Annotated in this window: 19 protein-coding genes; 18 read left to right on the plus strand and 1 reads right to left on the minus strand. The window is 48.9% G+C overall.

Going from position 1 to position 23083, the window contains the following annotated elements; all coding sequences use genetic code 11:
* Nucleotides 1-82: 82 nt before the first annotated feature.
* The 6 genes from BN1234_RS19820 (at nucleotide 83) to BN1234_RS19845 (ending at nucleotide 6300) form a co-directional block, all read left to right on the plus strand.
* Complete coding sequence (locus BN1234_RS19820; RefSeq protein ID WP_082423295.1) at nucleotides 83-1882, plus strand: DNA repair helicase XPB; 1800 nt, start codon at nucleotides 83-85, stop codon at nucleotides 1880-1882.
* Nucleotides 1879-3768: a helicase-associated domain-containing protein gene (locus tag BN1234_RS19825; RefSeq protein WP_054958366.1), complete on the plus strand. Its 1890-nt coding sequence runs from the start codon at nucleotides 1879-1881 to the stop codon at nucleotides 3766-3768. Before BN1234_RS19820 ends, BN1234_RS19825 begins: the two co-directional genes overlap by 4 nt.
* 174 nt (nucleotides 3769-3942) lie before the next feature.
* On the plus strand, nucleotides 3943-4380 hold the full coding sequence (locus BN1234_RS19830; protein WP_054958367.1) for a YlbF/YmcA family competence regulator: 438 nt from the start codon (nucleotides 3943-3945) through the stop codon (nucleotides 4378-4380).
* A 40-nt stretch (nucleotides 4381-4420) separates the two neighbouring features.
* Nucleotides 4421-4684 carry a YlbG family protein gene (locus BN1234_RS19835; protein ID WP_054958368.1) on the plus strand — a complete coding sequence of 88 codons (264 nt, stop codon included), beginning with the start codon at nucleotides 4421-4423 and terminating at the stop codon, nucleotides 4682-4684.
* A gap of 201 nt (nucleotides 4685-4885) precedes the next feature.
* Nucleotides 4886-5323, plus strand: a complete 438-nt coding sequence (locus BN1234_RS19840) for a hypothetical protein (RefSeq protein ID WP_054958369.1) — start codon at nucleotides 4886-4888, stop codon at nucleotides 5321-5323.
* Nucleotides 5324-5418: 95 nt separating this feature from the next.
* A complete protein-coding gene (locus tag BN1234_RS19845; protein ID WP_245640230.1) occupies nucleotides 5419-6300 on the plus strand; it encodes a PHP domain-containing protein in 882 nt (293 codons plus the stop codon).
* Between the two features lie 122 nt (nucleotides 6301-6422).
* Here BN1234_RS19845 and BN1234_RS19850 read toward each other — a convergent pair whose 3' ends face one another.
* Nucleotides 6423-8189: an Rqc2 family fibronectin-binding protein gene (locus tag BN1234_RS19850; RefSeq protein WP_054958370.1), complete on the minus strand. Its 1767-nt coding sequence runs from the start codon at nucleotides 8187-8189 to the stop codon at nucleotides 6423-6425.
* Nucleotides 8190-8373: 184 nt separating this feature from the next.
* Here BN1234_RS19850 and BN1234_RS19855 point away from each other — a divergent pair, with 184 nt between their 5' ends.
* The 12 genes from BN1234_RS19855 (at nucleotide 8374) to rsmB (ending at nucleotide 23031) form a co-directional block, all read left to right on the plus strand.
* A complete protein-coding gene (locus BN1234_RS19855; RefSeq protein WP_054958371.1) occupies nucleotides 8374-11163 on the plus strand; it encodes a calcium-translocating P-type ATPase, SERCA-type in 2790 nt (929 codons plus the stop codon).
* Nucleotides 11164-11236: 73 nt separating this feature from the next.
* The gene (gene dapF, locus BN1234_RS19860; RefSeq protein WP_054958372.1) at nucleotides 11237-12073 is read left to right on the plus strand and encodes a diaminopimelate epimerase; all 837 of its coding nucleotides are present in this window, start codon (nucleotides 11237-11239) and stop codon (nucleotides 12071-12073) included.
* 181 nt (nucleotides 12074-12254) lie between these two features.
* Complete coding sequence (locus tag BN1234_RS19865; RefSeq protein ID WP_054958373.1) at nucleotides 12255-14129, plus strand: bifunctional homocysteine S-methyltransferase/methylenetetrahydrofolate reductase; 1875 nt, start codon at nucleotides 12255-12257, stop codon at nucleotides 14127-14129.
* A gap of 38 nt (nucleotides 14130-14167) precedes the next feature.
* Nucleotides 14168-15052: a YicC/YloC family endoribonuclease gene (locus tag BN1234_RS19870; RefSeq protein WP_054958374.1), complete on the plus strand. Its 885-nt coding sequence runs from the start codon at nucleotides 14168-14170 to the stop codon at nucleotides 15050-15052.
* A gap of 51 nt (nucleotides 15053-15103) precedes the next feature.
* Entirely contained in the window at nucleotides 15104-15364 is a 261-nt protein-coding gene (remA, locus tag BN1234_RS19875; RefSeq protein ID WP_006209218.1) for an extracellular matrix/biofilm regulator RemA, read from the plus strand.
* A gap of 14 nt (nucleotides 15365-15378) precedes the next feature.
* The gene (gene gmk / locus BN1234_RS19880) at nucleotides 15379-15951 is read left to right on the plus strand and encodes a guanylate kinase (protein WP_054958375.1); all 573 of its coding nucleotides are present in this window, start codon (nucleotides 15379-15381) and stop codon (nucleotides 15949-15951) included.
* 62 nt (nucleotides 15952-16013) lie between these two features.
* On the plus strand, nucleotides 16014-16214 hold the full coding sequence (rpoZ, locus tag BN1234_RS19885; RefSeq protein ID WP_054958376.1) for a DNA-directed RNA polymerase subunit omega: 201 nt from the start codon (nucleotides 16014-16016) through the stop codon (nucleotides 16212-16214).
* 179 nt (nucleotides 16215-16393) lie between these two features.
* The gene (gene coaBC / locus BN1234_RS19890) at nucleotides 16394-17641 is read left to right on the plus strand and encodes a bifunctional phosphopantothenoylcysteine decarboxylase/phosphopantothenate--cysteine ligase CoaBC (protein WP_054958377.1); all 1248 of its coding nucleotides are present in this window, start codon (nucleotides 16394-16396) and stop codon (nucleotides 17639-17641) included.
* Between the two features lie 5 nt (nucleotides 17642-17646).
* Nucleotides 17647-20172, plus strand: coding sequence for a primosomal protein N' (gene priA, locus BN1234_RS19895; protein ID WP_054958383.1), 2526 nt, complete (start codon nucleotides 17647-17649; stop codon nucleotides 20170-20172).
* A 41-nt stretch (nucleotides 20173-20213) separates the two neighbouring features.
* The gene (gene def / locus BN1234_RS19900; protein WP_054958378.1) at nucleotides 20214-20711 is read left to right on the plus strand and encodes a peptide deformylase; all 498 of its coding nucleotides are present in this window, start codon (nucleotides 20214-20216) and stop codon (nucleotides 20709-20711) included.
* Nucleotides 20708-21649, plus strand: a complete 942-nt coding sequence (gene fmt / locus BN1234_RS19905) for a methionyl-tRNA formyltransferase (RefSeq protein ID WP_054958379.1) — start codon at nucleotides 20708-20710, stop codon at nucleotides 21647-21649. The genes def and fmt overlap by 4 nt, the downstream gene beginning before the upstream one ends.
* Nucleotides 21646-23031: a 16S rRNA (cytosine(967)-C(5))-methyltransferase RsmB gene (rsmB, locus tag BN1234_RS19910; RefSeq protein WP_082423294.1), complete on the plus strand. Its 1386-nt coding sequence runs from the start codon at nucleotides 21646-21648 to the stop codon at nucleotides 23029-23031. The genes fmt and rsmB overlap by 4 nt, the downstream gene beginning before the upstream one ends.
* Nucleotides 23032-23083 lie beyond the last annotated feature (52 nt).

The raw sequence follows: 23083 nt of genomic DNA on the forward strand, positions 1-23083 counted from the left end.
AGATCCGTATATTATACGGGTATGAACTTCTTTTTACGAAGAAGGTCAATTGCTTTAAAGATAGCTATGGAGGATATACATGATGATAAAAGACAAGCCGTGCATTGTTCAGCGGGACCGCACCATTCTGTTGGAGGTAGGCCATAGCGGCTTTGAGGAAGCCCGTGAGCAGCTGTCACACTATGCAGAGCTGGTTAAAAGTCCGCCTGTATTTCATACTTACCGGATAACTCCCTTGTCTTTGTGGAACGCTGCATCCGCCGGTTGGAGTGCTGAGCAAATATGCTGCAGTCTCAAGTCCCTGTCCCGCTGGGATATGCCTGCTGCTGTGATTCATGAGATTACGAGTCTTCTATCAAGATATGGCCAGCTGTCGCTGCTAAGGCATCCGGAACGTGAGGGAATGCTCATTCTACATAGTGATACGGAAGCACTCATGAAGGAAATATATAAGCAGCTATCTCTATCAAAGACAGGCCTAACCTTTTTGACAAATAAGGAAGCAGAGATTTCATCAGAACGTAGAGGAATGCTGAAGCAGGAATTAACGAGGCTTGGATACCCTGTGATGGATTATGCCGGGTATCAAGATGGTCAGTTTCTTCAGATACGCTGGCGTGGAGAGCAGGATGCGTGTAATGGGCAGGAACGTATCGAGCATTCTAAGCAGGGGAGCACTTTTAACCATAGCAGCGCTTTTCAACTTCGGGATTATCAGCTGGAGGCGGCAGAAGCTTTCCGGGATAACGGAGGCAAGGGCGGAAGCGGTGTGTTAGTGCTTCCTTGCGGGGCAGGAAAGACGATCATAGGTATGGCGGCTATGCGGCAGCTTCAATGCGAGACCTTGATTCTTACATCGAATACGACATCCGTCCGGCAGTGGATCACAGAGCTGCAGGATAAAATGATGCTTCAAGCCACCGACATCGGTGAATATACGGGGCAGCGCAAAGAGGTTCGGCCGGTAACGGTTGCTACTTATCAAATCTTGACCCATCGACATAGGAAAGAGGAAGAACTTCAGCATATGAAGCTGTTCAACGAGCGCAGCTGGGGACTGATTATATATGATGAGGTTCATTTACTTCCGGCACCGGTATTTCGGGCTACCGCAGATATTCAGGCAACCAGAAGACTTGGATTGACGGCTACTTTAGTGCGAGAAGATGGACGTGAGCATGATGTATTTTCCTTGATCGGGCCCAAGCGGTATGAAATGCCGTGGAAGTCACTGGAGAATAAAGGCTGGATTGCCTCTGTAGACTGTATGGAAATGCGAGTCCCCATGCCGGATAAGCTGAAGGAGCAATGTCTGTATGCAGATACCCGTGAACAATATCGATTAGCATCCGAAAATCCGGTGAAGCTGGATGTGGTAAGGCGGCTGCTTCAGCAGCACGCGGGAGCCCAGACACTGATTATAGGACAGTATCTGGATCAGCTGTACCAGGTCTCAGATGAGCTCGGTATACCGCTTATATCGGGCCAAATGCCGCAGCAGCAGCGTAATGAGCTGTATGAGGCCTTTAGGAAAGGCGAAGAGCAAGTACTGGTCGTTTCCAAAGTGGCTAATTTTGCCGTGGATCTGCCTGACGCCTCCGTGGCGATTGAGATATCAGGGAGCTTTGGATCAAGGCAGGAAGAAGCACAGCGGCTAGGACGTATTTTGCGTCCCAAACATGGGGAGAACAGGGCATACTTTTATGTACTTGTCTCGCAGGACAGCCGGGAGGAAGCTTTTGCACTTCGCCGTCAATTATTTTTAATCGAACAGGGGTATCATTACGAATCCGTGACAGTACCTTATACCGATACCGCAGACAGAACATTATCCTGTTACAAAGATGGAGATCCGGGGAAGGAGGCGGCCGGTACGTCATGAACGATATTTCAATTCAGGATCCATCAAGGCTGCCCTCGCCGGATCGAAAGGTGTTACACCATATTTGGCTGGCTTTTGCAGGCCAAGTCTTCAATGAGGAAAAGCTGCTTGCTCGTCATCTTCTCCCCTTAAGCGGAGCCGAGGTGATGACAGCTTTCTTGAGACTGCGGCAGGAAGGCTGGATCAGTGCGGTCAAAAAAGTGTGGGGTGAACGGTTATATTTCATTCCTTCAGAAAGAATGCATCTGGTACAGAGAGCTTTCTATACACCATCGATGGAACTGAAGGAAGACTTAACAGTCTCATTAATGTTTGAAGCGAAGCCCGGGCTTGCCCTGGATGTATTTAATGCATTGGTGTACATCTCGAAGAATGAAGGGCTTCCGTTAACCTCCAAGGGCATCCTGCAAAAAAAGCATATTCAAAAGCTTGACCAGCTTGAAGGTCTTACGAATGCAGATATTACTGCTATGGGCCTGGAGTATGCCCATTCGGACGTATATCCGCCGCGTGTTGCTGTGCTGCTCGATCTCATGCTGAGCCTGGGGCTATTGATTAAGGAGAGCCAGGCGCTTGTGATTAAAGCAGATGCACTGCAGGAGTGGATGGAACTCTCGCTGGACGAGATGAATCATTTGCTTTTTAGAAGCATCATGGAGAGATACGGGCGTTGTGATCCGGAAAGTCAGCATTTTCGGCAGCTGTTGTGTCACGAAGTGTTGAATGAAGACATCTGGTATGATGTGAATCAATTATTGGATGAAATGATAACCGAGGGCATGGTGAGGCCAGAACATAGAGATAAGTTATATGAGGATGGACAGGGCTGGACCCGCTTTTTGGCTGGCTGCGGTTGGATAGACACGGGGATGTCCAGTGACGATACCTATACGGTCCGCTGGAAGGTGAATGCAAGCCATATGCTTCTGGATACAGGGGTGAAGCAGGATACCCCGGCTTCCGGATGTTTATATGTTCAGCCTGATTACGAGGTCCTGGTACCGCCCGGAGCACCCTTTAACGTCCGCTTTCGACTTGCGCTCTGTGCTGAGCATATAACGGATGATCATATGTCTGTATACCGCCTTACCAAGGCCTCAGTAGCACTTGCATCGGATCTTGGGACAACTGCAGAGCAGGTTTTGGAATTCATAACACAGCAGGCGCTGACGGGAGTGCCTGATAATATCACAGCAGCTCTAATGCAATGGGGACGTGAAGTGGGCAGAACTTCTTTTGCAGACTTGACGGTTTTACGGTGTGAAACAGCCGAAGAAGGAGATCTTATTGCTGCCCATCCCAAACTAACAGAGTGGATTTATCGCCTGGGTCCGCTGTTTTTTGCTGTACAGCCAGATCATGTGTCTGAAATTCGGAAAATCTTAAGCGCTGCCGGACTCCCGCCAAAACGACAGAGTGGCGGTTTTGAACAGGTTGCCGGAGAGGTGCAATCGTTCGAAGAAAGGGAGCTTGTTGCTGAAGGCGAAGAAACGCACAGCCGTTACTTTAGCGCAGAATTTAATCATTTTCTGTTCTCCAGTCTGGTGTACAGCGGCAGAAACGAGCAGTACTATGAACCGGATGCAGATATACCGGATAAGAGCACATTATTCCCTGGGATGGAGAACATCCCTGTCATGTGGATGAGGGATTTGCGTACTTACCATGGGACAACAGCAAAACAATTAATAAAGCAAGCGCTGGATTGGAAGATTAGAGTGGAGCTTTATATAAACAAGGTGAGAATGGAATTTATTCCGCAGCGAATATTACGCAATCCGTGGCGAGTGTACGGGGCTGCTTATTCACCTGGCAAGACTGAACCAGAATGGATAGAGCTGGGTGAAGGAGATTGGCAGGAGATGAGGCTGCTTATACCCGATTAACTATGGGTAAAAACAATCCTTCTGGGAAGGCACCCATGCTCGTTATTCATGGGAGAGTTCATGTATATGCGAGAATAGACTCTAGTTTCCCCCTTCTTAAGGAGCGTCTGTTATGCTATGATAAGGGTGTCCACCCTGTGGGTGGATCAATTTATATAGAAGCGGGATGAGATCATGAGCGTATCGGAAATGAACACGGTTGATATGGCCGAGGTGCTCACCTATGCCTATGAATTGGGCGATATGATTAATGCATCCGTCGAGGTGGCGGATTATCTATATTGGAAGCAGGCTGTTGAGAATGATTCGGAGATTCAAGCTCTGGTTCGCAGGCTTGAAATGAAGAAGGAATTGTTTGAGGAAACTCAGCGGTTTGGTCATTTCCACCCGAATTATCATGAAGCCAAGGATGAAGTGAGCAAGGTGGAGGCGGAATTAGAGGCTTATGAAGCCGTGGCGCGCTTTAAGCTTGCCGAGAAGACCTTGGATGACTTGCTGTTCCATATGTCGGAGAAAATCGCATACGCGGTGTCCGATACCATTAAGGTTCCTAGCAATAACGTTCTTCCGAAGAAGGGATGCGGAAGCGGCGGCGGCTGCTCATGCGGCTAAAGCAAGGCGTAGATGGAGATGAAAGGGGAGCGGGATCAGGATGTTGGCGGAACGGACCGGTTATATAATTTGGGTTAGCGATGTAAAAGCAGCTAGAAACCTTGAGAAATATGGTAGTGTACACTATATCTCGCGCCGAATGCAGTACGTGGTTATGTATGTAAATGCGGAACGCGCCGAGGAGACCGTGAAGAATATTCGCAGACTCTCCTACGTCCGGAAAATCGAACGTTCGTACCGGAATGAGATTAAGACAGAGTACAGCAGCAATGTGCCTGACAAGACCAATTTTTACGGATCATGAGATAGATAACATGTAAGGATCCAGGTCTTGATAGTATATAAATGATGCGCAATACAACAGCCGAAAGGCTGTTTTTTTTTAATTTTCAAGAACTATTCACAATGAGAAATGTTTCTGCCTTGTGCATAATTAAGGAATGATGTAATATGTTGGGTATATATACATAGATACAAAGACCCATTTGGTGGAGAGTGATAATCCATGCGCGACAAAGGGACTGAGCGGTGGAGCACCTACGAACCCTTTTACATTACGTTAAATGATAAGAAGGTTGCTGACATTGTGATAACAAACCATGCTAAACTCCGTTATATGGACCGTGTCGAGCATCAGGATACTCCACATGACGAAATCGGGGCATGGATGTGGGAATGCTTGAAACAGGATCGCATTATCCCATATTACAGAAACGAGCAGGATGTTTATCTTATTGATGACGATCTCGTCGTGGTTGCAGAATTCTCAGAGCTGGAACATGAACGCGATCTGATTGGAAATCCGCTTCACCGTATGATTATAGTAACTTTTCTTGGACGCATGTCAGAGACAATTGAACTTAGGGATTTAAAGTCCTACTACTCGTGGCTGCGCCATTCCCGTCGTATGACCTTAATTAAAAACAGCCGTAAACGGAAATAGGCACATGTGTGGGAGCACAGGTGCCTTTTTTTTGTATATAAAGTGGAACTTCGCTAAAATGGAAGAGGCATAAGGCAGGGGAAGGGGTCGTGTAAATGGATTATGAAATGTTGGCATCAGGCAACCATATTGGGGGAGGGTGTGACCTCCATACCCATACACAGGCATCCGACGGAATGAACACGCCCTCGGAGAACGTTCGTCTTGCCTCTGAAATCGGGCTTTCTGCAGTGGCGATAACCGATCATGATACGGTTTCAGGCATTCAGGAGGCACTGGCTGCGGGGGAACAATATGGCATCACAGTCATTCCCGGTGTTGAAATCAGCACGATGGCTGGAGGAAAGGATATTCACATCCTTGGATATTACATTGATACGGATAATCAGGGATTCCTGAATCGGCTGTCCAATCTGAGAAATACGAGAAATGCACGGAATGAGAAGATTATGACCAAGCTCCAGAGCCTGGGAATGAATATTACGATAGAGGAAGTGATTGCTGATCTTGGACGGGATTTGAAACCGGATGAGAGTCTCGGCCGTCCGCATATTGCAGACACACTGGTTCGGAAAGGATACGCTGCAGATATGAGGGATGCATTCGATCGTTATTTGGCTGAAGGAAAACCTGCATATGTTCCCCAGCCCCGCATTACTCCTCAGGAAGCATGCTGCTGGATCAGGGATGCGGGCGGGGCAGCTGTTTTGGCGCACCCGGGTCTATACGGGGATGATGAACTTGTGAAGTCGATACTTAAAGAGGCACAGCTTTCCGGCATTGAAGTGTTCCACTCTGATCATGGGCCGGAGGATGAAATCCGTTATAGGAAATTGGCCGAAGAGTTCAACCTGATTGTAACCGCAGGCTCTGATTATCATGGAGAGCGGCAGGGAGCCGTTTTTCATGGTGGCATTGGCAGCCGCAGGGTGCCTGAGGAGGTACTGGAGCAGTTAAAGGCTGCACGCGGACGATAAAGCTAGCAGTTCTTCTCGATAAATTGGCAGCTTAACAGCTCTAACAACACAAATAAGGGCAGTTTCGAAAGATCAATGATCTTTTGGAACTGCCCCTATTATTTTTCTATCGGAAATGATGCCTAGTTACGCTGATTTTTAATCACATTCGGCAGACTTTTGATAAGCTGGTCGTCTGGTGTTACAAATAATGTCTTTTGATGGTCATAGATAACAAACCCGGGCTTTGAACCGCTTGGTTTCCGCACGTGACGGATAAGTGTGTAATCGACAGGAACGCTGCTGGATTCCTTGGCCTGGCTGTAATAAGCGGCGAGCTGTGCGGCTTCCTGCAGAGTGTCCTCTCCAAAGCTGTCGCTGCGGATCACGACGTGTGAGCCCGGAATATCCTTTGTATGCAGCCAGGTGTCATTCGATGAGGCCAGGCGATTCGTAACATATTCATTCTGCAGGTTGTTCTTGCCTACATAGATTTCAATTCCTTCAGATGAAGTATACATATGCAGTGTGGGCTTGTCGTTCTTTTTCTTTTTGCGAGCCTTGCGGCTGCGGTCCCGGTCACGAAGATAGCCTTGCTGAACAAGCTCATCCCGTATCTCGTCGATATCGTTCATGGAGGCATGAGACAGCTGCTGCAGCAGGTTTTCGATATAATTGATCTCTTCACGGGTCTTGATGAGCTGCTCGTTAATTACGGCAAGACTGTTCTTGTACTTGTTGTACTTCTTGAAATAACGCTGTGCATTATCGGATGGCGACAACAGCGGGTCGAGTGGAATGGTGATAACCTGCTGGTCCTCATCGTAAAAGTTAACGAGTTCGACTTCCTTATCTCCCTTGTTAATCATATGCAATGAAGCAAAGAGCAGCTCTCCAGAAATACGGTATTTATCCGCATCCCCAGCCTCTTCCAGATCTTTATTCAGATTATCCAGTTTCTTAATATTCTTGGACCGCTCGTTCTGTAAAAATCGCAGCAGGTCGCTTACCTTCTGCTTGACCGTATCCCGCTGAGCTTTATCACCATAATAATCCTCGAGGCAGTGGCTGACGGTGTCATAGCTCTTCGTCTCTTCTGTAAGCATAGTAAGCGGAATAACAGAAAATACAAGCTTCCCTTTACCATTTACTCCTGCCATCGGTGTAAACTTGTTATTTCTAATCTGATCCATGATTTCAGAAAAAGCAGACCATAGACGGCCGCAATCCTTCTCAGCAGGTAAACCTTCTGTATCAGCAGCAGGTCTGGCCCTGTGAGTAATTTCCTGAGCTGCTAACGGACTCATGCCGCTAAATGAGCTGACAAGCCAAGTCACAGGCTCTTCTGAATTTAGGAGACAGGCTTCACGGAATTGCTCCTGATCTGTTTCAAGCGGGTTTAACTTATTCTGCTGCGGAGGCTCGGTATAGGCAAATCCCGGCATAATGACCCGGTAGCTGCTGATGGCGGGTGTAACATGATGAATACCGTCCAGAATGGTGCCTGTAGACGGGTCGGTCAGAATAATGTTGCTGTGCCGGCCCATCAGCTCAATGATGATCATTTTGGAGGAAATGTCTCCAAGCTCATCCCGCTGCCGTACTCGGATATGAATAATCCGCTCCATTCCGACCTGTGTGATTTCTTCAATGACTCCACTCTCACAATGCTTGCGCATCAGCATGCAGAACATGGGTGCTTCAGCAGGATTCACGAAGCTTTCATCGGTGAGGTGTACCCGCGGATATGTAGGGTTCGCGGAAAGCAAAAGCTTGGCGTTCCCGTTCTGTGTGCGAATATGAAGTACAATATCGCGTTCGTTTGGTTGATATATTTTATTGATCCGGGCGCCTTTGCAGGCTTCAAGCTCATGCACGATCGCCCGTGTTACGATACCATCGAGTGCCATTAGTTCATTCTCCTATCTGCTAGCGTTACCCTTCCCTACGTTCTCCTCTATGATGCCATACTTTAAGCAAAAACTTAAGTGCTATGCTGTGATAATTATGGACCTGTCCGAATACATTTACGTTGAGAGGTGGAAAAGCTGTCATCCGCCGGAACTGGAGAAACAACCGGGAGGGAAAGGAAGCATGGAACAAAAGTTATGGCACCAGATGGATGTTGATGAACTGCAACAGGTGATGCAAGTGCATCCGCAGCAGGGCCTTACGGAAGAGGAGGCAGTTGAAAGACGCAAAACCAGCGGGTGGAATGAACTGTCCGAAGGCAAAAGAATTTCTCCGTTCGCGCTGCTGTTGAATCAATTCAAGGATTTCATGGTTCTGGTGCTCCTAGGTGCGACGCTGGTATCCGGTCTGCTTGGGGAATATCTTGACGCCGTGACCATCATCGCGATTATTTTAATTAACGGAGTGCTTGGCTTTGTGCAGGAATTCCGGGCTGAACGTTCACTCAATGCTCTGAAACAGCTGTCAGCACCCACGTCCAAGGTGCTTCGGGAAGGTAAAGTGATTCATATTGCGGCTAAGGCTTTAGTGCCTGGCGATATTATTCTGGTTGAAAGCGGTGACCGGATTCCAGCAGACGTTCGGTGGCTGGAGGCAAGCAGCTGCAGTGTAGAAGAATCGGCACTCACCGGAGAATCATTGCCTGTTAACAAGCATTCGGAATCCATAGCTGAACAGGACGTGCCGCTGGGGGACCTTAAAAATATCGGATACATGGGCACAATGGTCACCAGAGGCACCGCGAAAGGACTGGTCATCCGCACCGGCATGAATACCGAGATGGGGAAAATCGCAGACTTGATTCAAAATACCGAATCCCAGGAGACTCCTCTTCAGCATCGTTTGGAGCAGCTCGGAAAAATATTGATTGGCGTCTCACTAGCGCTTACCATTCTCGTTGTTGCAGCGGGTATTCTGCATGGACAGCCGGTTTCAGGTATGTTTCTTGCAGGTGTCAGTCTTGCTGTTGCGGCCATTCCTGAAGGGCTGCCTGCTATCGTTACGATTGCGCTTGCTCTTGGTGTACAGCGAATGATTAAGCGTAAAGCAATTGTAAGGAAACTACCTTCTGTAGAGACGCTTGGCTGTGCTTCTGTGATCTGTTCTGATAAGACAGGGACGCTGACGCAGAATAAAATGACGGTAACCCGGATCTGGCTTGGCGGACGGATGATGGAGGTTACAGGACAGGGATATGAGCCGACGGGCCAAGTTCTGAAGGACGGCAAGCCTATTGAACTTCGCAACGACCAGATGCTGCGTAGACTTTTGCAGATTGGCGGGCTGTGCAACAATGCAGAAATTGTAGAAATTGTGCCTGATGACAGCAAGTTAAAACGGAAGAACAAGAGTGAAGAGGCGGTTTCGAGCTGGGAGCTCAAGGGGGACCCGACAGAAGGGGCACTGTTGACGCTATCTGCCAAGATGGGACTCAGCCAAAATGCACTTGCCGCAGCATACAAGCGGGATAAGGAATTTCCATTCGATTCGGAGCGCAAGCTGATGTCAGTCATTGTCAGTCATCAGGGAGGAAGGCTGATATGCGCCAAAGGTGCTCCGGATGTGCTGCTGGATGCCTGTGCTTATATCTTATGGGATGGCAATGTTGTGCCTTTGACGGGAACACTTCGGCAAAAGGTGCTTGCAGCGAACGAATTGATGGCTTCTTCGGCACTAAGAGTGCTTGGCATGGCTTACCGTGATCTTCGTTCATACGATAAACCGGAGACGGAGAAGGAAGCGGAATCCCAGTTAATATTTGCAGGTCTTGCCGGTATGATCGATCCGCCGCGCCGTGAAGTCCGTGATGCAATCTCAACATGCCGGCGTGCTGGAATCAAGACCGTTATGATTACAGGAGATCACCGTACAACAGCGGAAGCGATCGCAGGCCAGCTTGGAATTATGCCGCGAAACGGCCTTTCCATGACAGGGCAGGAGCTGTCCCGGCTGGATGATAAAGAGCTGGATGCCAAGGTGGATCAGATCTATGTCTATGCCCGGGTCTCTCCTGAGCACAAGCTGAGAATTGTGAAGTCGCTTCAACGGAAAGGCCATGTTGTGGCGATGACCGGGGACGGGGTGAATGACGCGCCTGCAATCAAGGCGGCTGATATCGGAATATCGATGGGAATTACGGGAACGGATGTAACAAAAGAGGCGTCTGCCCTTGTGCTGAGTGATGATAACTTCTCAACGATTGTTGCTGCAATCGAAGAGGGGCGAAGCATTTATGAGAATATCCGCAAGTTTATCAGGTATCTTCTCGCCTCCAATGTCGGCGAGATACTGACGATGTTTTTTGCGATGATGATGGGCTTGCCGCTGCCATTGGTACCGATCCAGATATTGTGGGTGAATCTGGTGACGGACGGGCTTCCTGCGATGGCACTCGGTGTTGATCAACCGGAGAAGGATCTCATGGAACATAAGCCCCGGGGGGCGAAGGAGAACATATTTGCAAGACGACTTGGCTGGAAGATTATCAGCCGCGGTGTGCTGATCGGCTTGTGTACACTCGGTGCATTCTGGCTTACGCTTCGCACAGCACCTGATCAGGCCGGACAGCTGGCCAAGGCACAATCTGTTGCTTTTGCAACGCTTGTTATGGCGCAATTGATTCATGTGTTTGATTGCCGGAGCTCCCGCTCCATTTTTCACCGGAATCCGTTCCAGAATAAATATTTGGTATTAGCTGTTCTGTCATCTGTGCTTCTGATGCTGGGAGTTATGTATATTGAAGCATTGCAGCCAATCTTCAAGACGGTTCCGCTCGGGTTAAGAGAATGGGCAATTACGCTCGTTGCAGCAGGCATTCCAACATTTTTAATGGGAGCAGGCAGCGTATGGGGAGGAAGACGTCATCGTAATCGGCGGAATATGATGACGAAAAGTGCAAACCTTTCGGTATAAAGTAAATTTGAAATCCCATCTTGCTGCGGTATGCTGATTTCTATCAACAGCCGCAGAGGAGATGGGATTTATTATGATTTTTACGAAAATGAACGGGCTTGGGAATGATTTTATTATCGTATATGGCGAGACGGAACTGCCTGTTAATGCTGCTGAGCTAGCTGTAAAATGGTGCAACCGTTATTTTGGGATTGGTGCCGATGGACTTGTATATATTTTGCCGTCGGACAGAGCTGATTTTAGAATGAGGATAATCAACTCGGACGGAACAGAAGCTGAGCAATGCGGAAATGCCATTCGCTGCGTGGCTAAATATCTTTATGACTACGGATATACGAATAGAAGTGAAATCACGATTGAAACATTAGGGGCAGGGGCACAGAAGGTTAGTCTCCTGTTCGAAGGGGATGCAGTTGAAAGAGTACGTGTTGATATGGGAGAGCCCATATTAGAAGGCCTGAAAATTCCTACTACCGTGAACCTGAGTCCGGTTTTGGACCATCCGATTGAGGTGGAGGGCAGGGAATTCAGGTTTACCGCAGTGTCGATGGGTAATCCTCACTGTGTGATTTATGTGGATGATGCTGTTCATTTTGATTTGTCTTTATGGGGACCGAAGCTTGAAAGTCATCCTCTTTTTCCAAAAAAGATTAATGTTGAATTTGCAACCGTTCATTCGAGAGATCACGTGGATATGCGTGTATGGGAGCGGGGGGCCGGACCTACAATGGCTTGTGGAACAGGTGCATGTGCGACTCTAGTGGCATCGGTACTGAACGGGAATACAGGCCGCTCTGCGGTCATTTCGCTTAACGGCGGTGACCTGTTCATCGAATGGATTGAGGAGGATAACCATGTGTACATGACGGGTTCTGCAGAAATGGTGTATGAAGGTTTGCTGGCGGATTAATAGGCCTCAATATGGACTACCTGAAACCTATGAAAAAGATAAGGCCTGAACAGAACATTACCGAATTGCTTAGAAGTTTTCCCGGAAGAGAAAGAAGAAGCCCTCCCTTTGTCTCTTTATCTTTATAAAGCATTTATGATACATTTATATGAAAATAAAGTCAGGGCGGGGGGAGCACACGATGAGACTGGATTTGCGGCAAGCTTGGGGGAATAAGGTTCTGGTTGGGGACGGCGCAATGGGTACTTTTTTATATCAAAAGGGTTTTCCGGTTGGAATTTCTTATGAGGAGTTAAATCTGATCTCACCGGAGGTTGTGGGAGATGTGCATCGGCAGTATATGGATGCAGGTGCGCAGGTCCTCGAAAGTAACACTTTCTCGGCAAACTACGATAAGTTATCCAAGTATGGGCTCGAATCCAAGGTGGAAGAGATTAACCGGGCGGGAGTGCGGATCGCGAGAGAAGCTGCAGGCAAGAATGGATATGTTCTGGGAGCAGTTGGTTCGATCCGAAGCGGCAAACGGAATAATATATCAACACATGAGCTAAAGCGGCATTTCGCACAGCAGTTTCACGCTTTGTTAACCGAGGGTGTGGACGGCATATTGCTAGAAACATTTTATGATGTTGAGGAAATGATACTCGCATTATCGCAGGTGCGGCAGATCAGTGATGTACCGGTTATCTCGCAATTTGCAGTAGAGGATATTGCCCGGACTCTTGATGGGTATACCATGACTGAAGCTCTTCGTATCGTTGAGCAGGAAGGCGCTGATGTGTTCGGTTTCAATTGCCGGACAGGACCAAACGGTATGCTTCGTGCATTGGAGACTTTGCAAGGATTCAAATCGCTGCCTGTGTCTATATATCCGAACGCGGGGATTGCCGATTATGTGGATGGAGAGTACCGTTATGGAGCCAGTCCGGAATATTTCGGCAAGATGTCACTGAAGTTTGCCGAAATGGGAGCACGTATCATTGGCGGATGCTGCGGGACGACCCCTGAACATATCGCGGAAATTTCTGCGGCCCTCCGAAATTATGTTCCTGCACCTCTCCCGGAGCCCGAGGAAGGGGAAAGAGGCAGATTTGTACTGCATGAATCTCTGGAACAAGGTGAAGCTGCTGAACGAAACGGAGAACCTACGCTGGTTGATATTGTTAAAGAACGGCATACTGTTATTGTAGAGCTTGATCCTCCTCGTGATCTGGATATTACCAAGTTCATGAAGGGAGCAGAGGCGCTCAAAAGAGCCGGGGTTGACGCATTGACACTGGCTGACAATTCACTCGCGGTTACACGGATGAGCAATATGGCGCTTGGGCATCTTGCTCATAGCCGTACTGGAATCCGGCCTTTGATTCATATCGCGTGCCGGGATCGGAACATGATTGGAACACAATCTCATATGATGGGCTTTGATGCGCTGGGTATTGATCATGTGCTGGCCGTAACGGGTGATCCTGCCCGTTTTGGAGATTTGCCCGGTTCCAGTTCAGTGTACGACTTGACCTCCTTCGAAATTATAAGAATGATCAGACAGCTTAATGAGGGAATTGCCTTCTCCGGTAAACCGCTGAAGCAGAAAGCGAAGTTTGTTATAGGAGCCGCATTTAACCCGAATGTAAAGCATCTCGATAAAGCGGTGCAGCGTCTGGAGAAGAAAATTGCCAGCGGTGCTGACTATGTTATGACTCAGCCGATCTATGACCCAGAGCTCTTTGGCCGGCTCCGTGAGGCTACCAAACATTTGGACATTCCAATATTTGTCGGCATCATGCCGCTCGCAAGCGGACGCAATGCAGAGTATCTTCACAATGAGGTGCCGGGTATTCAATTGTCCGATGAAGTACGGGAACGAATGTCTGGGCTTGAAGGTGAAGAAGGCCGGGCTATGGGAGTGAAAATCGCCAAGGAATTGCTGGATGTTGCAATCAAGCATTTCAATGGTATATATTTGATGACTCCGTTTATGTTTTATGAGATGAGTGTTCAGCTCACAGAATACGTATGGGAGTTATCAGGACGCCGATTGTCCCCCTTGTTTCATTAATAATTTTCAATTACAATAGTGTAACGGATGTGATTCCGATGTCATTAAGCATGACCGGATTTGGTCAATCCGCTGTCAAATTTGAGGGGTATACGATTACCTTTGAAGTGAAGTCTGTAAATCACCGGTATTGTGAAATCTTATTTCATATGCCGCGTGAATGGGCTTCCTTTGAAGATTCCTTGAGAAGGATCGTACAGTCCCGCATTTCACGAGGGCGGATCGATGTTTACGTTAATAAAGAGAGCGACGACGAGAGCGCCTCGGCGGTCCTTAATCATGCCTTGATTAAGACTTATTTGAAAGCCGCAGATGATATGAAGCTCTACGGCATTGAAGGAAAACTTACAATTAGTGAACTTCTTGCACTGCCAGATATTTTGGTTAGTCGAAATGAACAGCCGGATGAAGAGGACCGTGAGCGGTGGGGTGAAATGCTGCGAAGCGGACTTAACCAGGCACTAGATGGGCTAGTGGAGATGCGCAGTACTGAGGGATCTCACTTAACCAAGGATATTGAGCAGCGTATTGAACGTCTGCAGCTCTTGCAAGCGGAAATGGTGGTCCTTGCGCCAACGGTGACAGAGGAATACCGGACACGCCTGCGTCAGCGACTGGAGGTCTTGAAAGACGGCTCGTTGACTTTCGATGAACATAAATTTGGAATGGAAATAGCTTTGTTTGCGGAACGCTCTAATATTGATGAGGAATTGACTCGTTTAAATAGTCATTTTGAACAGTGCAGGCAGCTGCTTCATCAGAATGGGCCCGCGGGACGCAAGCTGGATTTTCTTATCCAGGAAATGAACAGGGAAGTCAATACGATTGGATCGAAAGCCAATCATCTGACTCTGGTAAACCGTGTTGTCGAAATGAAAGCGGAACTGGAGAAGATTCGTGAACAAGCCTCAAATGTGGAATGAGCAGGCTTATTCGGCAAATAGAGTCAAATGTATAGGGGGAGCAACCGCAATATGGCAATCAAACTCATTAATATCGGCTTCGGGAATATCGTATCGGCCAACCGAATCATTTCGATCGTGAGCCCCGAATCTGCTCCGATTAAACGAATCATTCAAGAAGCAAGGGATCGTCATATGCTGATTGACGCCACTTACGGCCGCCGGACAAGGGCTGTTATCATAACCGATAGTGATCATGTCATTTTATCGGCTGTGCAGCCGGAAACGGTTGCTCACCGTCTATCCAGCAAAGATGATGACAACGACGAATAAAGATGGGGAGTATTATGTCAAAGGGATTATTAATAGTATTGTCCGGTCCATCCGGTGTAGGAAAAGGAACGGTATGCAGCGCGTTGCGTCCACGAATTCCAAATTTGGTATACTCGGTATCAGCAACAACGAGAAAACCGCGTATGGGCGAAGTGGATGGTGTGAATTATTTCTTCAAAGAACGTGAAGAGTTTCTGTCCATGATCGAGAACGATGAGCTCTTGGAATACGCGGAGTATGTTGGTAATTTTTATGGGACCCCGCGTGATTTTGTCGAAGAGACCATTGCTAGTGGGAAAGATATTATTTTGGAAATTGAAGTTCAGGGCGCTTTGAAAGTAAAAGAAAAATTCCCTGACGGAGTATTCATTTTCCTGACTCCTCCATCTCTGGATGAACTGAAGGATCGGATTGTAGGGCGTGGCACGGAAAATCAGGCGACAATCGATCATCGGATGTCTGTGGCGGTTGATGAATTGGAATTGATTCGGCATTATGATTATGCGGTAGTCAATGATGAAATTAATCTCGCATGCAAACGAATAGAATCTATTATTATTGCCGAACACTGTAAAGTTATGAAGTAATAACTGAAGTATATTTTTACGGTGTCAGATATTCAGTATAAAAAAATGAGGTGCTTGTAACTATGCTATATCCATCCATTGATGAAATGATGAACAAAGTAGACAGTAAATATTCGCTCGTTGTTGCAGCTTCCCGCCGCGCGCGTCAGCTTCGTGAAGGAGAAGTCTCCGAGCTTAAAAACCCTAAGTCCCACAAGCCAGTGGGCGTTGCTCTTGAGGAAATTTACGGCGATTATCTTCGCGTTGAAAAAGGCGAGGAGTAGTTTCCTCGATAACAGCTTCATAACGCAATGCCCAAAAATGTGACAACCGCAAGGTTGTTATTTTTTTGGGAACTGCAGGAGAGTAAAGTTGGATTATAGTAGGAATACGGAAGAAGCGGCTTTGTTAATAAAGCTTTGCTTCTTTGTTGTTTTCATATAGAAAGCGGGGGGGAGCAGTCATGTTAAACGGTAAAGTTATTGTCCTTGGCGTCACGGGCGGTATTGCGGCATACAAAGCGGCTATGCTGTGCAGCAGACTTGTCCAGAAGGGGGCCGATGTTCATGTGATTATGACAGAATCGGCTAAACAGTTCATTACTGAGCTGACACTGCAGTCGTTGACTAAAAACCCGGTTTATAGCGATACTTTCGATGAACGTGATCCGTCAGTGGTATCCCATATACATCTTGCAGATATGGCAGACTTGGTATTGGTGGCCCCGGCAACTGCCAATGTAATCGGTAAAATGGCTCACGGCCTTGCCGATGATATGCTAACAACGACACTGCTTGCAACGACAGCGCCCGTTATGATTTCTCCAGCGATGAATGTTCACATGTATACCCATCCTGCCGTGGTTGCGAATATGGAGACCCTGGTATCACGCGGCGTATCGATGATCGAGCCGGGGGAAGGGCTTCTCGCGTGCGGATATGTGGGTAAGGGACGTATGGAGGAGCCGGAGACGATTGTGGAAGTCGTTGAGCGGTTCTTCGAACAGCAGGAGACAACAGAGTGGTCGATGGCTAACGAAGCAAAGGCACCTGGACTTCTGGAAGGAAAAAAAGTAATTGTAACGGCAGGAGGGACGATTGAACGGATTGATCCTGTTCGTTACATTACGAATGATTCCTCAGGTAAAATGGGCTTTGCCATTGCTAAGGCGGCTAAAGACATGGGAGCGGATGTCCATTTGATTGCGGCACATACCGATGTTTCACCCCCAGAGGGTGTAAAGACAGAACGGGTAGAGTCAGCGCAGGATATGTACGATGCGGTGATGCGGGAGTTCGATGACAGTGATCTTATCATTAAAGCTGCAGCAGTTGCTGATTACCGGCCTTTGAAGACAGCTTCCTCCAAGCTGAAGAAGCAGGGAGAGAAGATGACACTGGAACTGGTTAAAACGACAGATATTCTAGAGACGCTGGGCAAGTATAAACAGAAACAGTTCCTTATCGGTTTTGCTGCAGAGACCGACTCTGTAGAGCAGTATGCCATGGATAAGCTTCGCCGTAAAAACTGTGACCTTGTTGTAGCGAACGATGTAACGAAATCCGGTGTCGGATTTGGGACGGATACGAACAGCGTTCATATTTACGATGCGGAAGGGCTCGCTTTACATCTTCCGTTAATGTCCAAGGAGGATGTGGCGCGGCGCCTGCTTGCCTTGGCAGCTGAACGGATGACAAAGGGGGAATCCTGATGCACATGGAAATGGCCAGAGTCATTGTTGATGTACCTTCCAAGGACACCGACCGGCCGTTTGATTACCTGATTCCCGAACGGTTACGGCCATGGGTTGAAGTCGGCAGCAGGGTGGGTGTTCCGTTCGGACACCGGACACTGCAGGGGTTCGTGGTATCTCTTCATCCCCGATCTGAGATAAGTTATGCCAAAATGAAGCCGATTCAGGAGGTTCTGGATTTCGCTCCTCCTCTTTCACCCGAGCTGATCAAGCTTAGTGAATGGATGAAGGATCGTTATGCATGCCGGCAAATTACAGTATTACAATCGATGCTTCCAACTGCACTGAAAGGTAAAGCAGAGCGTTACATCTCGCTTGGAAACCCGGAGGAGGATAACGATCCGGAGGGCGGGCTGTTTGCGTTGTATCCTGAGAATGATACCGAGCAGGCAATTATTGCATTTGTTAAGCAGCACGGAGAAGTTTCGCTTCAGCAGATGAACCGGGCTTTTCCTGATCATGCGGAACGTATAAAAGCACTCTTGTCACGGGGACTGCTGAGAGAGCACCAGCAAATTAAGGACAAGCTTCAGAAAAAGACGATGAAGGCCGTGGAACTGGCGGTAGACGTCACTGAAGCCCGAGAAGCCCTGCAATCATTTCCCGCCAAAGCTCAGCGCCAGAGAGAGGTCCTTGAATTTATCGTTGAGATGGAAGCCTTGCTTCCCGTCTCTATGAAGGAAGTGCTGGCTACGCTCGGTGTGACAGCCGGAACCGTCAAGGGGTTAGCCGACAAAGGATTGATTCGCATCCTGGACATGGAGGTATTCCGCGATCCATATAAGGGCAGGGATTTCGAACCGACGAAGCCGCTTGTGCTTACTCAGGAACAGCAGCGTGTGTATGACACGATTGTTCATAAGCTGGATGATTTGACTCACGACGTGTTCTTATTGCATGGGGTTACCGGAAGCGGGAAGACGGAAATTTATCTTCAGACCATTCAGCGTTGTTTGGAGCAGGAAAGGCAAGCGATCGTACTCGTGCCGGAAATATCTCTTACACCTCAAATGGTGGAACGTTTTAAAGGACGCTTCGGTGATCTGGTTGCTGTTATGCACAGCCGGCTTTCGGTTGGTGAGCGTTATGACGAATGGAGAAAGATTCATGAAGGCCGGGCTTCGGTCGTTGTCGGAGCGCGATCGGCGGTGTTCGCTCCTTTTGAACGTCTTGGTCTGATTATTATGGATGAAGAGCACGAAACATCCTATAAGCAAGAGGAGACACCGAAGTATCATGCCAGAGATGTGGCGGTCCGCCGGGCTTCTGAGACAGGAGCGGTTGTTATCCTGGGCTCGGCTACACCGTCACTTGAGAGCTATCATGCTGCGAGGTCACAGGCCCAGGAAGGATTTGCACCGCAGCTGCTGGAGATGCCAAGCCGTGCGCTTGGGAATCGTCTGCCAAAGGTAGAGGTTGTGGATATGCGTGAGGAGCTGAAAGACGGCAACCGCTCGATGTTCAGCCGTCCGCTTCACGCGGCAATTTCAAAGCGCCTGGAAAAGGGGGAACAGACGGTACTGCTCTTGAACCGGCGCGGCCACTCTACATTTGTGATGTGCCGCAGCTGCGGGTATGTAGCTGGCTGCCCGGAATGCGATATTTCGCTGACCTACCACCAAAAATCCAATAATCTTCGCTGTCACTACTGCGGCCATGCCGAGCAGGCGCCGGAAACATGCCCGGAATGCGGAAGCGAGCATATTCGCTTCTTCGGAACAGGTACACAGCGCGTCGAGGAAGAGCTGGCCAAGCTGTTCCCCGGAATACGCGTCATTCGAATGGATGTGGATACGACGACAGAGAAGGGGTCACACGAGAAGCTGCTGAAGCAATTTAGAGACAAGAAGGCAGATGTTCTGCTCGGAACACAGATGGTAGCCAAAGGCCTGGACTTTCCGGATGTAACCCTTGTCGGTGTAATTACTGCAGACTCGGCATTGAACCTGCCTGATTTCAGGGCAGCAGAGAAGACATTTCAGCTGCTTACTCAGGTTGCAGGTCGTGCCGGCCGTCACCAGTTGCCGGGAGAGGTTGTCATTCAATCCTATACACCGGAGCACTATTCGATTATTCATGCGAGCGGGCATGACTACTTAGCTTTCGTGAAGGATGAGCTTAAGCACCGAAAAGCGCTGCATTATCCGCCATACTGCAGACTTATACTGGTAACGTTGTCCCATGAGCAGCTTCCGCTGCTTGTTCGGGTGGCAGAAAATTATGCAGCGGAGCTGAAGAGCAGGGCAGATCAGAGAGGCTGGTTCGGAAGTCTGGACCGGTTTGCCGCAGATGCACTGGATATTCTCGGGCCTGTCGCCTCGCCTATTCCGCGGTTAAAAAATAGATACAGATTCCAATGTATGATAAAATGGCGGGGAACGATGGATGCTGTCTCGCTTGTCCGGCAAGTTGCTGAGGAGCTGCAGGATTCAGCAGGGGACGCGAGCTTGCAGATCAGTATCGACGTGGACCCGCAAATGTTAATGTAATACTGCATATATTGAATGAAAAGCGTGAGGAAGGTGTCATAATGGCAATACGTATTATTGTTAAGGAACCAGATGAAGTACTGCATAAGAAAGCTAAGGAAGTTACAAAAATCACCCCCAATGTTCAGAAGCTGCTCGATGATATGGCAGATACAATGTACGATGCGGATGGTGTCGGCCTTGCCGCACCTCAAGTGGGGATTCTAAAACGTCTTATCGTCGTAGATGCTGGTGATGAGCATGGACTAATCAAGATGATTAACCCGGAAATTCTGGAGAGCGAAGGGGAGCAGTTCGGCCCAGAAGGCTGCCTTAGTATTCCGGGCTGGAACGGTGATGTGCGCCGTGCTGAGCAGGTGAAAGTCAAGGGTCTCGATCGCGAAGGAAACGAGTTGATTGTAATAGCGACAGGACTTCTATCCCGTGCATTTCAGCATGAGATCGATCATCTGAATGGAGTGCTGTTTACCGACGTCGCTGAACGGGTGTATGAATTTGACCCGAATCGTCCTCCACGGAGGGAGCTGGAGAATCGATGAATATCGTATTCATGGGCACACCGGCGTTCGCAGTGCCATGCCTCGATATGCTGGTAGCTGAAGGCTATAACATCTCGGCTGTTGTAACGCAGCCCGACCGTCCACAGGGACGTAAAAAGGTGCTTACACCTACACCTGTAAAAGAAGCTGCTCTTCGCCACGGTATCCCTGTGCTGCAGCCGCAGCGTCTGCGCAGCCCTGAAGCTGTTGAAGAGCTGTCTAAATATCAGCCGGACATGATTGTGACTGCGGCATATGGGCAGATTTTGCCGAAATCGGTACTGGATATGCCGCCGCTTGGCTGTCTTAATGTGCACGGCTCGCTCCTCCCTAAGTACCGGGGAGGTGCTCCAATCCAGCGCTCTATTATTAACGGCGAGAAGGTTACCGGCATTACGTTGATGTATATGGCTGAGGGGCTGGATACAGGTGATATGATTGCCCGTGTCCAGGTTCCGATTGAGGATGACGATACTGCAGGAACGATGTTCAACAAGCTTAGCATTGCAGGCGCTGCTCTGTTAAAGGAACAGCTCCCCCGTTTAACCGGCGGCAAGGTGCAGGCTGAACCTCAGAATGACGCAGAATCAACATATGCCCCGAATCTGACGCGTGAGGACGAGAAGATTGATTGGAGCCGAACATCCCGGGAAATCTACAACCAGATCCGCGGACTCGTACCTTTTTCTGGCGGCTTTACACTTTGGAACGGCGAGGTGTTCAAGGTATGGTCGTCGGCGCTTCCGGAAGGTTCCAGTGCATCTTCTAGCCAGGCGGCTCCGGGAACCGTGCTTGAACTGAAAGAGACAGGAATCGTAGTGAAGACCGGTGACGGAACACTAACGTTATTGATGGTTCAACCAAGCGGTAAAAAAGCGATGGAAGCTTCGCAATTTGTCCGCGGGACAAGCATGACCACCGGGACGGTGCTGACGTGAGCGGACGAGGAAACGATGCTCCCAAAAGACGTGCAGTGTCCGCAAGGGAACTCGCCCTGAATGTGCTGACTCAGGTAGAGCAAGAAGGAGCTTACAGCAATCTGCTCTTAAACAAGGAGCTCCAGAAAGCCGCACTTGAAAAAGGGGATGCAGGCCTTGCAACGGAGCTTGTATATGGAACCATATCCCGTTTGAACACGCTGGATTATTTCCTGGACCGCTTTGTTAAAAAAGGCACAACTAAGCTGCAGCCCTGGGTTCGGGCGCTCCTTCGCTTGAGCTTGTATCAGATTATGTACCTCGACCGGATTCCGGATCACGCCGTGGTTAGCGAAGCTGTGAAATTGGCTAAAAAACGCGGTCACCAAGGAATATCGGGGATGGTTAACGGCGTCCTGCGGAATATACTCCGGCAAAAGGAAGAGCTCGTTATCCCTGAGAATCTGCCTCCGGCGGAGGCGATTTCTCTTCGTCACTCTCATCCGAAGTGGCTTGTGGAGCGCTGGATTGAACAGTATGGGGTGGAAGCGGCGGAGGCCATTTGTAAAGCTAACAATGAACCGCCTGCTGTCAGCATTCGGGTTAACACAACGATGATCAGCCGTGAAGCCATGCTCGAAGAGATGAATAATGGCGGGTTTGACGCGGTACCCTCGAAGCTTAGCCCATACGGAATTATTGTGAAGAGCGGCGGGAATATGGCTCATACGGATTGGTACCGCGACGGGATGATCTCCATTCAAGACGAGAGCTCGATGCTTGTTGCAGAGGTTGTCGATCCCGCACCGGGTATGCGCGTTCTGGACTGCTGTGCCGCACCTGGCGGAAAGACGGCCCACATGGGTGAAATCATGAAGGATGATGGCTCCATCATCGCTAATGATCTGCACTCCCATAAACAGAAGCTGATTGCAGAGCAGGCTGAACGGCTTGGTCTGGACAGTATCAAGACGGTCACGGGCAATGCACTGGATCTCGCTAAGGCGTTTGAGCCTGCTACATTTGACCGGGTATTGCTTGACGCACCTTGCTCGGGGCTTGGTGTGATTCGACGCAAGCCTGATCTGAAATGGGCGAAGACACCGGATGATATTGGGGAGATTGCGTCGCTTCAGCGTGAATTGCTGCAATCCGTGTCTACGCTCGTACGTCCCGGAGGCGTACTTGTGTACAGTACATGTACCATTGAAACCAGGGAGAACGAGGGGGCGGTTAAGGCCTTTTTGGCTGAGAACCCGAACTTTGAGGTTGCTTCTGATGAAACAGATGGCATAAACCGGACAGTGAAGCATGCACTCCCAAGGGGCGGGGGCGTACAGATCCTTCCCCAGCATTTTCACAGTGACGGATTTTATATTGTAAGACTTCGCAGACTCTCATAAGAAATTTCTGTCTGTGAAACAATAGGAAGGGCCCGCCGTGCCGGCGGGTTTT

The organism is Paenibacillus dakarensis, from assembly GCF_001373415.1.
In the GTDB taxonomy this organism is placed as follows: Bacteria; Bacillota; Bacilli; order Paenibacillales; family Paenibacillaceae; genus Paenibacillus_AQ; species Paenibacillus_AQ dakarensis.

What these genes read in the sequence shown, in the direction of transcription:
- priA (WP_054958383.1), top strand. Translation starts at nt 17,647, where the DNA reads ATGGAAATGGCCAGAGTCATTGTTGATGTACCTTCCAAGGACACCGAC.
- fmt (WP_054958379.1), top strand. Translation starts at nt 20,708, where the DNA reads ATGAATATCGTATTCATGGGCACACCGGCGTTCGCAGTGCCATGCCTC.
- BN1234_RS19820 (WP_082423295.1), top strand. Translation starts at nt 83, where the DNA reads ATGATAAAAGACAAGCCGTGCATTGTTCAGCGGGACCGCACCATTCTG.
- remA (WP_006209218.1), top strand. Translation starts at nt 15,104, where the DNA reads ATGGCAATCAAACTCATTAATATCGGCTTCGGGAATATCGTATCGGCC.
- BN1234_RS19845 (WP_245640230.1), top strand. Translation starts at nt 5,419, where the DNA reads ATGGATTATGAAATGTTGGCATCAGGCAACCATATTGGGGGAGGGTGT.
- dapF (WP_054958372.1), top strand. Translation starts at nt 11,237, where the DNA reads ATGATTTTTACGAAAATGAACGGGCTTGGGAATGATTTTATTATCGTA.
- gmk (WP_054958375.1), top strand. Translation starts at nt 15,379, where the DNA reads ATGTCAAAGGGATTATTAATAGTATTGTCCGGTCCATCCGGTGTAGGA.
- coaBC (WP_054958377.1), top strand. Translation starts at nt 16,394, where the DNA reads ATGTTAAACGGTAAAGTTATTGTCCTTGGCGTCACGGGCGGTATTGCG.
- BN1234_RS19865 (WP_054958373.1), top strand. Translation starts at nt 12,255, where the DNA reads ATGAGACTGGATTTGCGGCAAGCTTGGGGGAATAAGGTTCTGGTTGGG.
- BN1234_RS19840 (WP_054958369.1), top strand. Translation starts at nt 4,886, where the DNA reads ATGCGCGACAAAGGGACTGAGCGGTGGAGCACCTACGAACCCTTTTAC.
- BN1234_RS19835 (WP_054958368.1), top strand. Translation starts at nt 4,421, where the DNA reads ATGTTGGCGGAACGGACCGGTTATATAATTTGGGTTAGCGATGTAAAA.
- BN1234_RS19855 (WP_054958371.1), top strand. Translation starts at nt 8,374, where the DNA reads ATGGAACAAAAGTTATGGCACCAGATGGATGTTGATGAACTGCAACAG.
- BN1234_RS19825 (WP_054958366.1), top strand. Translation starts at nt 1,879, where the DNA reads ATGAACGATATTTCAATTCAGGATCCATCAAGGCTGCCCTCGCCGGAT.
- BN1234_RS19870 (WP_054958374.1), top strand. Translation starts at nt 14,168, where the DNA reads ATGTCATTAAGCATGACCGGATTTGGTCAATCCGCTGTCAAATTTGAG.
- BN1234_RS19830 (WP_054958367.1), top strand. Translation starts at nt 3,943, where the DNA reads ATGAGCGTATCGGAAATGAACACGGTTGATATGGCCGAGGTGCTCACC.
- def (WP_054958378.1), top strand. Translation starts at nt 20,214, where the DNA reads ATGGCAATACGTATTATTGTTAAGGAACCAGATGAAGTACTGCATAAG.
- BN1234_RS19850 (WP_054958370.1), bottom strand. Translation starts at nt 8,189, where the DNA reads ATGGCACTCGATGGTATCGTAACACGGGCGATCGTGCATGAGCTTGAA.
- rpoZ (WP_054958376.1), top strand. Translation starts at nt 16,014, where the DNA reads ATGCTATATCCATCCATTGATGAAATGATGAACAAAGTAGACAGTAAA.